Origin of the sequence: Allorhizobium ampelinum S4 (assembly GCF_000016285.1) — a bacterium.
GTDB lineage: Bacteria > Pseudomonadota > Alphaproteobacteria > Rhizobiales > Rhizobiaceae > Allorhizobium > Allorhizobium ampelinum.
Genome location: NC_011989.1, coordinates 3110281 through 3127202, shown reverse-complemented (window position 1 = coordinate 3127202; position 16922 = coordinate 3110281). Strand labels below are relative to the sequence as shown.

Below are 16922 nucleotides of genomic sequence, written 5' to 3'. Positions count from 1 at the left end.
TACGTATTCGTCCGAGAGATTGTCTGTTTCAATATGAACCTGACAAACTCTACTGTTCCAACTCCAGCATGATCACTGCCAGCGGCGGCAGTGATAGCGTCGCGTGCGCCCATGGCGCCTTGTCAGAGGCGGTTGCCGCATCGAGTACGGCCTCCACCCGGCCGCCATTGCCCTTGCCGCTACCGCCATAGATCTCGGCATCGGTATTGAGGATTTCCCGCCACCGGCCTGCCACCGGCAGCGGCACGTCGTAACGCTGGTAATAGACCGGCGTCAGGTTGGCGATCACAGCCACCGGCCGTTCACCGGGCGTCTTGCGCAGCCAGGCAAAGACCGATTGATCGGCATCCTCGCTGATCAGCCATTCGAAGCCTTCGCCCTCGCAATCGCGGGCATGCAGCGCCGGCTTGTTGCGATAGGTAAAGTTCAGATCACGCACCAGACGGCGCATGCCCTCATGCAGCGGATATTGCAGCAGGTTCCAGTCCAGCGACCGCTCCTCGCTCCATTCGCTCCATTGGGCAAATTCCTGCCCCATGAACAGCAGTTTTTTACCGGGATAACCCCACATGAAGCCGTAATAGGCGCGAAGATTGGCAAATTTTTGCCAATCGTCTCCAGGCATCTTGGCAATCATCGAACCTTTGCCATGCACCACTTCATCGTGGGAAATCGGCAGCATGAAATTTTCGCTATAGGCATAGATCAGCCCGAAGGTGATTTCATGATGGTGATGCTTGCGATGCACGGGATCGCGGGCAAAATAGCTCAAAGTGTCGTGCATGAAGCCCATGTTCCACTTGAAGCCGAATCCAAGCCCGCCCTCGTGGACCGGCTGGGACACTTTCGGCCAGGAGGTGCTTTCCTCCGCAATGGTCATCACCTGCGGATGGGCGCCATAGAGATGCTCGTTCATCTTTTGCAGGAAGCGCACCGCCTCCAGGTTTTCCCGCCCGCCATATTCATTGGGGATCCACTCGCCTTCCTTGCGGGAATAGTCGAGATAGAGCATTGAGGCGACCGCATCGACCCGCACGCCGTCCAGGTGGAATTTTTCCGCCCAGTACAGCGCATTGTTGACCAGATAGGAGAGAACCTCGATCCGCCCGTAATTGTAGATGGCGGTGTTCCAGTCGGGGTGGAAGCCCTTGCGCGGATCCTCATGCTCGTAAAGAGCGGTGCCGTCGAAAAAGCGCAGCCCATGGGCATCGGTCGGGAAATGGGCCGGAACCCAGTCGAGAATGACGCTGAGGCCAACCTTGTGACAGCCGTTGACGAAACGGGCAAAGCCTTCCGGCTCGCCGAACCGCGCACTCGGCGCATAAAGACCTGTTGTCTGATAGCCCCAGGACGGATCGTAGGGATGTTCGGTGATGGGTAGAAATTCGATATGGGTAAAGCCCATCTCGGTGCAATAGGGGATCAGCCGTTCCGCCAGCTCGTCCCAGCTAAGGAAGGTGCCGTCCGCACGCTTCTGCCAGGAACCGGCATGGACCTCATAGACCGAGATCGGCTGGCGGCGCTTGTCGATGCTGCCCCAATGGGCCAGATGTGCCGCATCTTCCCAGTCCTGGGAAAGCTCGGCGGCGGTGACAGAAGCGGTCTGCGGGCGAAACTCGCTGCGGCGGGCGAAAGGATCGGCCTTCAGCGGCAAAAGCTCGCCATTGACGCCGATGATCTCGTATTTATAGGCCGAACCCGGACGAACATCAGGAGCGAAAATCTCCCAGATGCCGGTATCGCGGCGCAGCCGCATCACATGGCGGCGGCCATCCCATTCATTGAAATCGCCGACCACCGAGACCCGTCTTGCATTTGGCGCCCAGACGGCGAAATGAAAGCCATCAACGCCCTGATGCTTGATCGGATGGGCGCCCATCTTGTCGAACAGCCGCAGATGCGACCCTTCGCGCAGGAAGTAATCGTCCATGGGTCCGAGAACCGGGCCGAAACTATAGGGATCGGTCAGCGACCATTCCACATCGCCCCGGCAGGCGCGGTAGCGCACTGGCTGCTGGGTCTTGATCGCCACCGGACCGGCGAAAAAGCCAGCTGGGTCAAGACAGGCCAGCTCTCCGGCAAGGCTGCCGTCGAGCGTGAGCGCGGTAATGCTTTCGGCGCCCGGCACAAAACAGCGGGCAATGAACCCATTCGCTCCGGCATGAACGCCGAGCACCGAAAACGGATCGGTGTGCAGGCCGGCGACGATGGCTTCGATCTCGGCAGAAGACAGGTGGTCAGCGGAGGGCGGATGGCCGCTCTCGGCTGATACCTGCGTCTGCCTGGTTGTTTTCTTCATCAGGCTCTCCAGATGTCGGCCGTATACTGTCTGATCGTCCGGTCGGAGGAGAACCAGCCCATGCGGGCCGTATTCAGAATGGCTTTGGATTGCCAGAGGGACTGGTTGGTCCAGACCGCGTCCACCTGACGTTGGGCTGTGGCATAGGCATCGAAATCGGCAGCCACCATGAACCAGTCATGGTTATAGAGCCCATCCACCAGGCTGGCGAACCGGTCCCGATCGTCAGGCGAGAACACGCCGGACGCAATGGCGGCCAGCGCCTGGGACAGTTCGCGCGACCGTTCGATGATCGGGCGCGGGGTGTGCCCCTCGGCACGTACCTTGCCGACCTCTTCCGCAGTCATTCCAAAGATAAAGATATTGTCTTCTCCGACGTGATCGCGCATTTCCACATTGGCCCCATCCAGGGTGCCGATGGTCAGCGCACCGTTTAACGCGAACTTCATGTTCCCGGTTCCCGATGCTTCCATGCCGGCGGTGGAAATTTGTTCGGAGAGATCGGCTGCTGGCACCATGACCTCGGCCAGCGACACATTGTAATTGGGAATGAACACCACTTTCAGCAGGCCGCGCACCGAGGGATCATTGTTGATGACCCGCGCCACGTCATTGGCCAGTTTGATGATCAGCTTGGCATTGTGATAGCTCGGTGCCGCCTTGCCAGCGAACAACTTGACGCGCGGTGCCCAGTCGCGTTCCGGATGCGAGCGGATCTGGTCATACAGCGCCACGGTCTCGATGATGTTCAAGAGCTGGCGCTTGTATTCGTGGATGCGCTTGATCTGGATGTCGAACATCGCCGAAGGGTCAAGCCTGATGCCCATGCGGCTGGCAACCAGATTGGCCAGTTGCTCCTTGTTGGCCCGCTTGACGGCGGCAAATTTTTGCTGGAAGGCGCTGTCCTTGGCAAAGGCATCCAGCGCGGTCAGCTTTTCGGCGTCGTCGAGGAAGTCGTCGCCGATGGCTTCGCGGATCAGCGAGGTCAGGCCGGGGTTGCACTGCATCAGCCAGCGACGAGGCGTGATGCCATTGGTCTTGTTGTTGATCCGGTCCGGGTAGAGCTTGTGCAGGGTGGCGAACACCGTTTCCTTCATCAGCTCGGTATGCAGGGCCGAGACGCCGTTGATCGAATGGGAGCCCATGAAGGCCAGATTGCCCATCCGCACCCGGCGGTCGCCGCTTTCATCGATTAGCGACAGGCTGGTAATTTCCAGATCGGTGAAATTCTTCTGCTTGCGCGCTTCCACCAGGCATTTGGCGTTGATCGCGTAGACCAGCTGCATATGGCGCGGCAACAGCCGCTCGAACAGCGGTACCGGCCAGCTTTCCAGCGCTTCGGGCAGCAGCGTGTGGTTGGTATAGGAGAAGGTCTCGCGGGTCACATCCCAGGCGGTGTCGAAATCCATGCCATGGACGTCGGTCAATTGCCGCATCAGTTCAGCGACAGAGACGGCAGGATGGGTGTCGTTGAGCTGGATCGCCACCTTTTTTGGCAGGTCGATCAGCGCATTGCCGTGCTGGAGATGACGCCGGACGATGTCCTGTAGCGAGGCCGAGCAGAAGAAATATTCCTGCCGCAATCGCAATTCCTGGCCAGCGGCGGTCGCATCGGCCGGGTAGAGAACACGGGTCAGGCTTTCGGCCCGGTTGCTTTCACGCAACGCACCAATATGGTCGCCTGCATTGAAGGCGTCGAGCAGGATCGGGTCAATCGGCTGGGCCGACCATAGACGCAATGTGTTGATGCGCTCGCCGCGCCAGCCGACGATCGGCGTGTCATAGGCAGTGGCAATCACCCGCTCGCTTGGCTTCCAGACGTGGCGGATTTCCTCGCCGCTGGTGCCGTTCGAGGCGGTCTCGACGCCGCCGCCAAAGCCGACTTCATAGGAGCTTTCGCGCCGCTCAAATTCCCAGGGGTTGCCGTGGGCGAGCCACGTCTCGGGTAGTTCCACCTGCCAGCCATCGGCCATCTGCTGGCGAAACAGGCCATGGACGTAGCGAATACCATAGCCATAGGCCGGGATATTTACGGTCGCCATGCTTTCCATGAAGCAGGCAGCCAGACGGCCAAGTCCGCCATTGCCCAGCGCCGCATCGGGCTCCAGCCCGGCGATGATGCCAAGATCGACGCCGAGCGATTCCAGCGCTGCCTTGATCTCCTCGACCAGACCGAGATTGGTCATCGCATCGCGCATCAACCGGCCGATCAGAAACTCCAGCGACAAATAATAGACCCGCTTGGCATTTGTGGCATAGGTCTGGCGGGTGGATTCCATCCACTTGTCGATAATGCGGTCACGCACCACCAGGATGGTGGCGGTCAGCCAGTCATGCGGCTTGGCAACCTTCGCATCCTTGCCGATACCATAGGTCAGCCGCTCGATGATTTCGGCGGCAAGCGTTTCCGGATTGGAGACGCGGGGTGTTGGAAGGGGAAGATCGGCCTTTGGATGAGTTTCATTCATGACTTCGCCACATGGTGAGGAGGAAAGGGCAGGGCGCGAGACCGATGGTCATGCGGTTTGCCAACCACCGGCACATGCAGTGTATGCATCCTTGGCGAATAGTTGCAACAGCGTATTTTTTTGAAGAGCAGTCGTTGCTTCGTGTTTTTATGGCTCAGTTAAGCCCCGGATTATTCTTGGGATTATTCTAGCGTCCGCACTTTGTGCCAATACTTCGCCCTTTGCGTCATCACGAAAGCTAAGGGGGCCTGCGATAATTGAGGTATGTTCGGGATGGGCCGCAAGGATATGGCCAGCCCGCAAGCCATCCGCCTCGCTACTTGTCGTTCATAGACGGCAGAAAGTCCTCGACCTGCTTGCGCTCGCCCGCTTCCAGCACCTCGATATTTTCCGCCCAGAATTTGGCGGCTTCCGCCGGTTCGCCTTCCCATTTGCGGGTATCGGTGATGTTGTCATCCATCTTCAATGTCCGGGTGCCGCCCAGTTCGAGATAACGTTTTGCCAGTTTCAGCGACGGTGTGTCTTCCATGACTTTCTCCTTGTGGTTCAAGGAGGCTAAAGGCTGGCCAGAGGCGGAAAGTTCCAGACATCTTGGCCTGGCCTGGTTTTGACCTGCCAAAATCAATTCATCAGGCGGGTCGAGGTGGAGGTCGCTTTCTTGCCGATTTCCCCGAAGGCTGCGACAAGGCTTGCCGCATCGGTCGCCTCATAATAGTGCGAGGCGTCGCTGGCACAGGCACTGAGCAGCGACTTGCCATTGGCTGGTGCCATGAAGGCAACCGTATAGATCTGGATGCCGTCGGCCTTGATGCTGGTGCATTGGCTGCGCACAGCAGAGTCGATGCTGGAGCTCCAGCTGCTGCTGTTGCCGGTCATTTCGCCGTCCGTCATGAACACAATGTAGCGGCCGATCTTGCTGACGCTTGATACATTATGGGCGGTAATCTCTGTCTTGTTGGATGTTTGCAGCGCGCTATAGGCAGCACTCAGCGCGCCCCTGGCATCGGTGCCGCCGGTAGCGCTGAGCGCGTTGACGTAGGTGACGACATTGGCGGTTCCCCAGCTCATCGCCTGGGCGGTATCGGCACTGGCATTGTAGGAATCGGCACCGGTGCGTACATATTCACTGTTTGGATCGGCCTTCTTGAGCTGTGCGGCCAGATCGGCGACGGCCAGCTTCAGGGATTCGATCTTCGTGTAGTTTTTCGTGCAGCTATAGCTCGTCGTCGTGGTCTTCTTGTTCCACCCATAGCCAGACGTCGTGGTTTTGGTGCAGGTCCCCGTGTAGGTCGTCGCCGTTTCATCATTCATCGAGCCTGACCGGTCGAGCACCAGATACATCGAGAGCGGGCTTTCGGAGGCCGTGGTCGCGGCCTGGGCCTTGCCATAGGCTTTCAGCGTCACGGTCTCCCAGCCCAAAACCCTCGAAAGCGGGTTCATCGTTATGGTGTAGCTGCCTGTCAGTTCTACGTCATAGGAGGTCGATGAGCTGTTGACCTGGGTAGTCTTGACGGAAATATCCGGTTCCGCCTGTGTGATCTGGTCCACCGAACTGGTGTTTTCGTCTCTGGCCATGGTATTGGCCAGCTGCGAGGAAAGGAAGCTCTTGGCAAGGGCAATGGCGTCGGCCTCGCTCATGCCGTTGCTCATCGCCGAGGCGGCGGCAAGGGCTGCGGCATCCACCGAGCTTTGCAAGGCACTTCTCGACTGCACCATCTCGGTCGCGTCCATCGCCAGACCTGCCACGCCGATGGAAACCGGCAGCAGAACCGCCGTCATCATGCCGAAATTGCCGCCGCTATGCCTGAGCAGGCGGCATGCCAAAGCACCGGCTTGCCGCGCTTTCGTGGCGAGTAAACGACAGGCACGCAAACCAGGGTTAAGCGCCGAAATGACCATCATGTCCATCCGTGACGTTGATCCGGCACTTGTCATCTCTTCAACGAAACGAAAGCACACGGTCGTGTTTCCTGCAACAGGACCGTGGCTTGACGATCCGCATCGCTGCTGAGGAATTGATAGGACACACTGCTTGCAACTGGCTTAATGGGGTTGCTCAAATGCAACCTATTCCTGAAATAGTGCGGTTGAAACGGAGGCGACACTTGCCTCGTCAGCCAATCGGAATCAGGTCCACCGCCTGGACGGTCGTGTGATTGCCATAGCCTTTCAGCACGCCGATGACGGGTGCGACATCGGAATAGTCACGGCCATAGGCGACGACGACGTGGTCGGTGCCGGCGGCAATATCATTGGTCGGGTCCAGCTCGACCCAGCCGACGGTTTTGCCGCACCATACCCTGACCCAGGCATGCATGGCGTCGGCGCCTGCCAGCCGTTCCTTGCCCGGCGGCGGAATGGTGCGCAGGAATCCGCTGACATAGCCCGCGGGAATGCCGAGGCTGCGCAGCGCCACGATCATGATATGGGAAAAATCCTGGCAGACGCCCTTTTTCAGCGCAAAGGCCTGTTTCGGGGTGGTATCGACAGTGGTGGCCTTGGGGTCGTATTTGAAATCCTTGTGGATGCGGGCGCAAAGTTGTTCGGCAATCTGGCGCACGGTCATGCCGGGCTTCACGATGGAGCGGGCATAGGCGGCAATATCGGGGTTTTCAGGCAGCCGTGGGCTCGATCCGGTGAAATGATGCGGGGAGGCTGGCTCCAGCGACCAATATTCGAAAAGCTCGACGGCTAGCCGTTCGAGCAGTGGCGAAAAATCCGCAGTGAACGGTTGGCTATCCACCTGGATACGAGCCTGAAGGCGGATATCCAGTGTGTCATGGGAAGAGCGATAGGCGAAAGTCGTGGCGGGATGCGTGAAAAAATCGGCAAAACCGGTCCGTTCATCCGGCTGCGGCTCGATGGAAATCGAACCGGCAATCAGCCTTTGCCGCTCCGGCAGCGAGATCGGCATGATGCGCAGGATATGGCGTCCACCAGCGGCGGCCACATCGTAATCATAGCCCATATGCAGTGTCAGATCGTACAGCATCGATATGTCTTTGCTCATCCGAGGTAGGTTTGCGCCAAAAGATCTGACAGCAATTCCAGTTCTTTTTCCAGATGATTGTAGATATCAGGCGTCATCATTTCCGGTGTCATTACCGCCACGCTTGAGTGCAGCCGGACGGTTTCGCGCAGGAATCGCGACATCTGGCCGTTGACCTTGGCATTGGGCAATTGTTCCACTTCGTTGTGGATCTCGTTGAGTTGAAACAGGATGGAGCGCGGGTTGAGCGGGTCGAGCGCCAGAAGATCGGTCACGGTCAGGTGGGCGGTGTTGACGTTATAGCGCCGCCGATGGGTCATGACGTTGTCGCCAATCTCCAGCAGCATGTCGAGCGCCCCGTCTGGTGCGTCCTGCCCCGCCATATGGCCAAGCAACCGGGTCATATGCATACCGCGTTCCAGATAGCGGCCGATGGCGAGGAAGCGCCAGCCGGTGAAGCGATACATGTTTTCATGCACCAGACCGGCAAAACCCGCCAGCTTGCGCAGCAGGATGGTCATGGCATGCGAGGCGTCGTCGCCCGGCTTGATCTTTTCGTGAAAGCGGCGCGCGGTCTTGGCCAGATCATTCAGCGCCAGCCAGCCATCCGGCGAGAACCGGTCGCGGATATTGCTGGCGGAATAGACCGCGCTGTTGATATTGCCGAGCAGGCTTTCCGGCACGCCCTGGTCTGTATTGATGTCCAGTGCTTCCAGATATTCGCTGACAAAGGCCAGAAGCGGCTGTTTCGGATCAGCTGTTTCGGCAAAGCGGGCATTCCAGGCACGAAGGATTCGCAGCGCCCCTTCGGCCCGCTCGATATAGCGACCAAGCCAGAACAGGTTGTCGGCGGCGCGGCTGGGCAGGCTGCCTGGCATGTTGCGGGTAAATTGTTCTTCGGCTGGCAGCAGCGTGATCCGCTCGACCGGCTTTTCGGAAACGATCCACACATCGGCGGCAGACCCGCCGGCCTGCATGGCCATCGCCGCCACATCGCTGCCGCTGCCGATCCGCCCAAACCCGCCCGGCATGATCTGCCAGCCGTCCTTGGTGCGTGCCGCAAACACCCGCAAGCTCATCGGCCTCGGTTGCAGTCTACCATCGACCATGGCGGGGGTGGTGGAGAGCGTCACGGCTTCCTGACCGACCAGCTTGGCGCCGTCGGTTTCCAGCCAGCTGGCAATCGAGTGCTGGGCGGTTTCCCGCAAGGTCGCGCCGAGCACCGATTGCCTGTTGTCGTCGAAAAACGGCTGGCGGGAATAGGCCGGACCGATCACCATTTTCTCGATATTGTGGGCGACATGGTCGCGTTCCTGTTTTTGCCCGCACCACCAGGTGGCAATTGAGGGCAACAACAGGTCCTCACCCAGCAGATGCCGACAGATGGTCGGCAGGAAGGCCATCAGCGCCCGGGTTTCGAGAATGCCGGAGCCGAGCGCGTTGACGAAAGTGACCGCCTGGTTGCGCAGCGCCTGCACCACGCCCGGTGTGCCGATATGGCTGAGTTGGTTCAGTTCCAGCGGATCGGCAAAGGCCGCATCCAGACGACGCCAGAGCACCCCGATCGGCTTCAGCCCGGCCACGGTGCGCACCATCACCTTGCCGTTGACAACGGTCAGATCCTCGCCCTCCAGCAGCATGATGCCGAGATAGCGGGCGATATAGGCGTGTTCGAAATAGGTTTCATTGGCCGGGCCGGGGGACAGCACGGCGATCCGGTCATCAGGGCTTTGTTTGTGGCCCTGAAGCGCATCACGAAATGCCCCGAAGAACGAGGCAAGCCGGTGGACATGGGTTTCGGCATAGATATCGGAAAAGGCCCGCGCCGTCGCCACCCGGTTTTCCAGCGCAAAGCCCGCGCCAGAAGGTGCCTGGGTGCGGTCGGCCAGCACCCACCAGGCGCCATCTGGCCCACGGCCGATCTCGAAGGAACAGAAATGCAGGTAATGGCCACCTGCTGGTTTCACCCCGACCAGAGGCCGCAGAAATTCGCCATTGGCGGCAATCAGTGCCGGCGGAATGAAGCCTTCCTGCACCAGCCTGTTATCGCTGTAGATATCGGTGACAACCTGTTCCAGCAATTCGGCCCGCTGCACCAGGCCGCGCGCCAGAACCTGCCATTCGGCATCGGCGATCAGCACCGGAATATGGGAGAACGGCCAGGCCCGCTCGGTGGGACCGGCAGACCCATAGGCACGATAGAAGACCCCGGCATCGCGCAGATAGCGGTCGGCACGGGCAAAGCGCTCGTGCAATTGCTCTTCATCCATGCCGTTGATGGCGGCGACGAAAGTCTGCCAGACCGGACGGATATTGCCGTCCCGGTCCAGCATTTCATCGGCGGCACCGGGCAAGGACCGATAGCCATCGGCAAACGCCGCTCCGGGGTCCTTCTCCAGCCTGTCCATCTCCATGGCCGTACGCTTGGTCATCTTCATTCCTGCCGAAGCATGTCATTCTCGTAAAACGGTTTCGCATGTTTACCGGAACGACATGGCTTCTTGTTGACGCATGTCGTCTCCGTAAAACCGCTAGGCACTTTTACGCGACATGCTTTCTTGCTGACGCATGTCGTCTTCGTAAAACCGCTGCACACTTTTACGCGACATGCTTTCTTGCTGAAGCATGTCGTTGCCGTAAAACCGTTTCACACTTTTACGCGACATGCTTAGATCCCATGTGGTCGCCGCAAATCCAATGTGTGCGGAAATTCCGGCGAGACGGCTTCCGGCCACAGCGGATACGATCCGGCTGTATGGCCCCAGGGTTCGAACCGCGCAAGCCGCCTAGCCTCCGCTTCATTGCCATTCACAGGGAAAGTATCATAACTGCGACCACCGGGATGCGCGACATGATACACACAACCACCGATCGACCGCCCTGTCCATATATCATAAACGTCGAATGTTAGCGGTGTGTTTACAGGCAGGACCGGATGCAGGCCTGATGCCGGTTGCCAGGCCTTGTAGCGAACACCGGCGACGGCCACGCCATTTGTGCCGCTTTTCTTCAGCGGCAGACGGCGGCCATTGCAGGCAATGGTGTAGCGCTCGGGATTGGCGGTCTCCAGCTTGACCTGTAAACGCTCAACGGAACTATCGACATAGCGCACCGTACCGCCGATGGCACCTTCCTCGCCCATCACATGCCAGGGCTCCAGCGCCTGGCGCAGCTCCAGTTTGCTGTCTTCGTATTCTACCTGTCCGACGAAGGGGAAGCGGAATTCCAGCTGGGCGGCAAACCATTCCGGCTTGAAGTCGAAGCCGTGTTCGCGCAGGTCTGACAACACTTCGAGAAAATCCTGCCAGAGATAATGCGGCAGCATGAAGCGGTCGTGCAATGCCGTGCCCCAGCGCACGAAATTTCCACCGATCGGGTTCTTCCAGAACCTGGCGATCAGCGCCCGCACCAGCAATTGCTGGGCCAGCGACATGCGGGCATTCGGTGGCATTTCAAAGCCACGGAATTCAACCAGACCCAGCCGCCCCGTTGGACCGTCAGGCGAAAACAGCTTGTCGATGCAGATTTCCGAGCGATGCGTATTGCCGGTGACATCGGTCAGCAGGTTGCGAAATAGCCGGTCGACCAGCCAGGGCAAAGGCGGGGCCGCGCCACTGTCTGGCATGGGGATCTGGGCCAGCGCAATTTCCAGCTCATAGAGCGTATCATGGCGGGCCTCGTCAAAGCGTGGCGCCTGGCTGGTCGGGCCGATAAACATGCCCGAGAACATATAGGACAAAGCCGGATGGCGCTGCCAATGCAGGACCAGGCTTTTCAGCAGATCCGGGCGGCGCAGGAACGGGCTGTCGCCGGGATTGGCGCCGCCAACCACCACATGGTTGCCGCCGCCGGTGCCGGTATGGCGGCCATCGATCATGAACTTATCGGCGCCAAGCCGCGTCTGGCGGGCCTCTTCATAGATGATATCGGTGGTGGCCACGCAATCCTGCCAGCTATCGGCGGGGTGGATGTTGACCTCGATAACCCCAGGATCGGGGGCGACGCGGATGACATTGATGCGCTCGTCTTGCGGTGGGGCATAGCCTTCGATGTGGATCGGCAGGCCGAGATTGTGCGCAGCGGTCTCGGCGGCGGCTACCAGTTCCAGATAGTCCTCGATCCGCTCCACCGGCGGCATGAACACGCAGAGCCGGCCATCACGCGGCTCGACGCTCATGGCGGTGCGCACGGCGCCGGTTATGTCACCGGTTGAGCCGGCAATATTCTGTTCGTTGCGGTCCTGCTGGGCGTCGCTGGTTTTGCGCGAGGCTTCCGACAGCGCCCGGCCTTCGCGGGCATCCGGGCCGAAATCCGGCAGCGGTGTGCGTGGGATGGATGGGTCCGCCGTGTGAATATAGGGATATTGCGAGGGTGGCACATAGGGCAGGGTGCCGAGCGGCATGCGAAAGCCAACGGGACTGTCGCCTGGAATCAGGAAGATCTTGCCGCGCCGGGTGCGCCATTTCTCGCTGATCCAGCGCCGACCGCTGGCCTTGGCGTTCCAGGCCTGGACCGGCAGGATATAGCCGGTCGGGATCGTCAAGCCGCGCTCGAACACCTTGGCGATGCGGGCGCGCTCTTCGGGGCTTTCCAGCTTGGAATTGGACGGATCGACATTTTCCGGCAGGCTGCCTTCCTTGATGATCCAGGCTGCGGGATCTTCATAGGCCGGGAGGATCATGTCAGGCTCGATCTCCAGCTCGGTGGCAATGCCGGCCATCAGCGCCTGGGCCTGCTCATGGCTCACATTGGTATCGGCTGTCTCCGTGGCAATCAGGTCCGGATTATGCCAGATCGGCTTGCCGTCCTTGCGCCAGTAGAGCGAGAAGGTCCAGCGTGGCAGGCTTTCACCCGGATACCATTTACCCTGCCCGTAATGCAGGAAGCCGCCGGGGGCAAAGCGGGTACGCAGCTTGCGGATCAACTGATCGGCCAGCGCCCGCTTGGTCGGGCCAACCGCATCGGTATTCCATTCCGCCGACTGGAAATCGTCGATCGACACGAAGGTCGGTTCGCCGCCCATGGTCAGGCGCACGTCATGGGCCTTCAGATCGCCATCGACCTTCAGGCCAAGCGCGTTCAGTGCTTCCCAGCTTTCATCGGAAAACGGCTTGGTGATGCGCGGATGCTCGGCAACCCGTGTCACCTTCATATCAAAGTCGAAATCGGTCTTGGCTTGCCCGAAATAGCCGCCGGAAATCGGGGCGGCGTTTTTGTAATGCGGTGTGGCGGCCAGTGGAATATGGCTTTCGCCGGTCATCAGGCCGGAGGTCGGGTCCAGGCCGATCCAGCCGGCGCCGGGAATATAGGCTTCCGCCCAGGCATGCAGGTCGGTGAAATCCACCTTGGTGCCGGAGGGGCCATCCAGCGCTTCCAGATCCGGCTTCAGCTGGATCAGATAGCCGGAGACGAAGCGGGCGGCAATGCCCAGATGCCGGAGAATCTGCACCAGCAGCCAGCTGGTATCTCGGCAGGAGCCACGCGCCGAGGTCAGCGTTTCATCCGGTGTCTGCACGCCCGGCTCCAGGCGGATGACATAGCCGATTTCGCTTTGCAGGCGGGCATTGAGCGCGACGATCATATCGACCGTGCCTTGGCCCGGCGTCATGTCCAGGGTCTTGAGATAGGAATCGAGGGCGGGGCTGTCCGGCTCCGGTTTTTTGTAGATCGCCAGATCCTCGCGGATATCCTCCGGGTATTCGAACGGCCAGGTAACGGCCTCTTCCTCCGTGAAGAAATCGAAGGGATTGTAGATGCTCATATCGGCGGTGAGATCGACTTCGATCTTGAACTCGGTGACCGGATCGGGAAACACGAAACGGGCCAGATAGTTGCCGTAGGGGTCCTGCTGGAGATTGACGAAGTGATTTTCGGGCGTGACCTTGAGGGAGTGGCTCAGAACCTTTGTTCTGGAATGGGCCGCCGGTTTCAGGCGAATGATCTGCGGCCCCAGGCGGATCGGCGTGTCATATTTATAATGGGTGAGATGATAAATGCTTGCCTTGATCGCCATGAAACCCCTCGTCCGTGGTCCGGACCTAATGCCATTCTGATTGTGCCTGATCTTGTGCAATGCACAGAAATAAAGCAAGTCAGCTTCTTGGGAATTTGTTGGGCAGTGATTTGGCAGGCTGCAAACCGTCGCCCGACCCACGGTTGTTGGCACCTTTGCTCGAAACGCTCTGGCGTAGGAATTTTCGACGGTATCAAATGGTCAGCCAAGGTTAGATGCTCGGCACAAGACCGAGCATGACGTCAGGGCAAGCCGCCTGCCGTGTCCAACCTCGTTAAACCCGTCAGGTGCGACCGAACTCATCCACCAGCCGGACGATATCGTCCTCACCCAGGTAGGAGCCGGTCTGGATTTCGATCATTTCCAGCATGATCTTGCCGGGATTGCCGAGCCGATGCACCGCCCCTTGCGGAATATAAATCGACTGGTTCTCATAAAGCATGGTCACCTTGTCGTTGATCGTTACTTCGGCGGTGCCGCGCACGCAGATCCAGTGTTCGGACCGATGGAAGTGCTTTTGCAGCGACAGTTTCTTTTCAGGATGGACGAACAACCGCTTCACCTGGAACCGGTCACCGTTGAGGATCGACGTATAGCCGCCCCAGGGCCGCAGCGAGGTCGGGTGGGTCTCGGTGAGGTTTGCCGTCTTCTTGTCGCTGGCCAGAAGCTTGACCAGATTGCCGACTTCCTGGGCCTCGTCCAACCGACCAACAAAAACGGCATCTTCGCTGGCAATCACCGCGACGCCGTCCATGCCCTGTACGGCCAGATGACTGTTGCGTGAGATAACCAGTGAATTGCGGGTATTGTGCACGGTGGCATTGCCCTTGACGACATTGCCGTCGGCATCGGCTTCGCCGATCTTCCACACCGCGTCCCAGCTGCCGAGATCCGACCATTGGATGGCGGAGGGGACGACGGCGGCATTGGCGGTTTTTTCCATCACCGCATAATCGAGGGAAATCGACGGTGCGGCGGTAAAGGCCTCGGTATTGAGCCGGATAAAATCGATATCCTTGGTGGCCTTGGCGACAGCCTCGGTCGCGGCGGCCATCACCTCTGGCGCGTAGCGCTCCAGTTCGTCGATGATATTTGTCGCGCAAAACAGGAACATGCCGGAGTTCCAATAGTAGTTTCCGGCATCGATCAGAGCCTGTGCCTTTTGTGCATCCGGCTTTTCGACGAAACGGCTGACGGCATGGGCGCCGTTACCGAGATCGGCACCCAGTTCGATATAGCCATAGCCGGTGGCCGGTTCTGTGGGGGTAATGCCGAACGTGACGAGCTTGCCGCTCCGTGCGGCGGTGGCCGCAGCCGTGATCGAGGCAAGATAGACGGCATCGACGGTGATGGCGTGGTCGGACGCCAGCACGAGCAGGGCCGCATCAGGCCCGAATCGTTCCGCAACGACGCGGGCGGCGACGGCAATGGCGGCTGCCGTGTTGCGCGCCACCGGCTCCAGCAGGATGCCTGATAGCGCCACGCCCTGTTCGCGGGCCTGTTCGGCGACCAGGAATCGAAACTCCTCATTGGTCACCACCAACGGCGTTTCATAAAGACTGGTATCGCTGACGCGCTGCAAGGTGGACTGAAAAAGCGTTTCCTCGCCCACCACTTTCAGGAACTGCTTGGCGGCGGTGGCGCGCGATAGCGGCCACAACCGTGTGCCTTTGCCGCCTGCCATGATGACGGGGACGATTTTATCGGTCATTCTCGGTCCTTTCTGCAGAAAGCGCGCAGCCGCAATCCAGAAGGATCGTGTGGCGAAAGGCGTGGCAGCGCTCCAGCCTGGTGCTGGGTCTGGCGTGAAGGGGTTGTTGCATTTTTCTGCAAAACATCCAAGCGCTTCATCAGCGGTACCTGAATAATTCCACGAATCGGAGAGGATTGCGTTCTCGATCAGCAAGGGAGTGAAAAATGGCGCTGAAAAGCCCATTATCGCAGACAATGGTCATTCCCGTTGGCGGTTGATCGCTCTGGTGTCAGGCGTCTATCTTCTCCGACCGTGCGGTCGCTCTGCCTTGGATCGGTGACATCGACCCGTCCTTCAACGCCTCTGGCTTTTCCTGGTGAATGCGCAGGCGTGGCAGGGCATCGGGATAGTCCTTCTGGATGAAGTCCATCAGCTTTTCGCGCACATAGCAGCGCAAGTCGAAAGCCTTTCCGGCACTGGCGGCGGACACCAGAATGCGAATTTCCATCACCTGATCCTTCAGGTCGGTGACGGCGAGGTTGAAGACATTTCCATCCCACAACGGCGCTGACCTGACGATATCCTCGGTTTTTCGGCGCAGTGTGGAGACCGGAACGGAATAGTCCATGTAGAGCATGACCGTGCCGATCAGCGCCGCCCCTTCGCGGGTCCAGTTCTGGAAAGGTTTTTCGATGAAATAATTGAGCGGCAGGACCAGTCTTCGCCAATCCCAGAGCTTCACCACCACATAGGTGGCGGTTATTTCCTCGACATGACCGAACTCACCTTCAACAATCAGCGCGTCATCGATGCGGATCGGCTGAGTGATGGCCAATTGCAGCCCGGCAAACAGATTTTTCAGCATCGGCTGTAAGGCGAGACCGAGAACGATACCCGCGACACCCGCCGAAGCCAGCAGGCTGACCCCATATTGGCGCACCGCCGGAAAAGACATCAGAACGGCTGCCGCGGTGAGGGCGACGATGCCGGTAGCGGCCACCCTTTCCATGATGCGGGATTGGGTGACATGCTTGCGGGCTAGTAGATTGTCTTCGGCATCAAGCTTGAAGCGGCGAAGATAGACGGTGACCCAGATATGCAGGGCGGTGCGGGTCATCCATCCGACAACGATGACGAAGCACAGCAGCAAAGCATGGCGCACGATATTGGCTGCCACATCACTTAGAGGTGCGACAGTCACGCCGATGGAGAGCGTCCAGGTCAGGATGGCAAGCCGCAAGGGTCGTCGGGTGCGCTGCACCAGTGAGCGCCAGAAAAGATCGCGATTTTCCGTCAGCCGCGTCAGCATGCGGAAGCCGAAGTGCTGAATTAACATGCCCACCAGAAAAGCAAGAAGCAGGACGCAAAGGGAAACAGCCCAATCCGGCATCCATGCGACGGCATGTTGCAATGTTTCAAAAATAGTCTGCATCCAAACCCATCTAGGGTGCAATGCGGTA

General features: G+C 59.3%; 9 protein-coding genes. All 9 read right to left on the bottom strand.

Annotated features, from left to right (window positions below; genetic code table 11):
- Positions 1 to 49: 49 nt before the first annotated feature.
- Positions 50 to 2299, bottom strand: a complete 2250-nt coding sequence (glgB, locus tag AVI_RS14835; protein WP_015917114.1) for a 1,4-alpha-glucan branching protein GlgB — start codon at positions 2297 to 2299, stop codon at positions 50 to 52.
- Positions 2299 to 4767: a glycogen/starch/alpha-glucan phosphorylase gene (locus AVI_RS14830; RefSeq protein ID WP_015917113.1), complete on the bottom strand. Its 2469-nt coding sequence runs from the start codon at positions 4765 to 4767 to the stop codon at positions 2299 to 2301. Before AVI_RS14830 ends, glgB begins: the two co-directional genes overlap by 1 nt.
- A 316-nt stretch (positions 4768 to 5083) precedes the next feature.
- Positions 5084 to 5296, bottom strand: a complete 213-nt coding sequence (locus tag AVI_RS14825; RefSeq protein WP_015917112.1) for a hypothetical protein — start codon at positions 5294 to 5296, stop codon at positions 5084 to 5086.
- A gap of 92 nt (positions 5297 to 5388) precedes the next feature.
- Entirely contained in the window at positions 5389 to 6726 is a 1338-nt protein-coding gene (locus tag AVI_RS14820; protein WP_139192608.1) for a VWA domain-containing protein, read from the bottom strand.
- A gap of 154 nt (positions 6727 to 6880) precedes the next feature.
- Complete coding sequence (locus tag AVI_RS14815) at positions 6881 to 7759, bottom strand: transglutaminase family protein (RefSeq protein WP_015917110.1); 879 nt, start codon at positions 7757 to 7759, stop codon at positions 6881 to 6883.
- 14 nt (positions 7760 to 7773) lie between these two features.
- Positions 7774 to 10170 (bottom strand): circularly permuted type 2 ATP-grasp protein, encoded by a 2397-nt coding sequence (locus AVI_RS14810; RefSeq protein WP_085946638.1) that lies wholly within the window; start codon positions 10168 to 10170, stop codon positions 7774 to 7776.
- 254 nt (positions 10171 to 10424) lie between these two features.
- A complete protein-coding gene (locus AVI_RS14805; protein ID WP_015917108.1) occupies positions 10425 to 13769 on the bottom strand; it encodes a transglutaminase family protein in 3345 nt (1114 codons plus the stop codon).
- 283 nt (positions 13770 to 14052) lie between these two features.
- Positions 14053 to 15480: a mannose-1-phosphate guanylyltransferase/mannose-6-phosphate isomerase gene (locus AVI_RS14800; protein ID WP_015917107.1), complete on the bottom strand. Its 1428-nt coding sequence runs from the start codon at positions 15478 to 15480 to the stop codon at positions 14053 to 14055.
- A gap of 271 nt (positions 15481 to 15751) precedes the next feature.
- Positions 15752 to 16894 (bottom strand): mechanosensitive ion channel family protein, encoded by a 1143-nt coding sequence (locus tag AVI_RS14795; RefSeq protein WP_015917106.1) that lies wholly within the window; start codon positions 16892 to 16894, stop codon positions 15752 to 15754.
- Positions 16895 to 16922 lie beyond the last annotated feature (28 nt).

Bases quoted from the DNA above. Each gene is read 5' to 3' on its own strand.
- AVI_RS14810 (WP_085946638.1), bottom strand. From the start codon at position 10,170: ATGGAGATGGACAGGCTGGAGAAGGACCCCGGAGCGGCGTTTGCCGAT.
- AVI_RS14795 (WP_015917106.1), bottom strand. From the start codon at position 16,894: ATGCAGACTATTTTTGAAACATTGCAACATGCCGTCGCATGGATGCCG.
- AVI_RS14815 (WP_015917110.1), bottom strand. From the start codon at position 7,759: ATGCTGTACGATCTGACACTGCATATGGGCTATGATTACGATGTGGCC.
- glgB (WP_015917114.1), bottom strand. From the start codon at position 2,299: ATGAAGAAAACAACCAGGCAGACGCAGGTATCAGCCGAGAGCGGCCAT.
- AVI_RS14830 (WP_015917113.1), bottom strand. From the start codon at position 4,767: ATGAATGAAACTCATCCAAAGGCCGATCTTCCCCTTCCAACACCCCGC.
- AVI_RS14800 (WP_015917107.1), bottom strand. From the start codon at position 15,480: ATGACCGATAAAATCGTCCCCGTCATCATGGCAGGCGGCAAAGGCACA.
- AVI_RS14825 (WP_015917112.1), bottom strand. From the start codon at position 5,296: ATGGAAGACACACCGTCGCTGAAACTGGCAAAACGTTATCTCGAACTG.
- AVI_RS14805 (WP_015917108.1), bottom strand. From the start codon at position 13,769: ATGGCGATCAAGGCAAGCATTTATCATCTCACCCATTATAAATATGAC.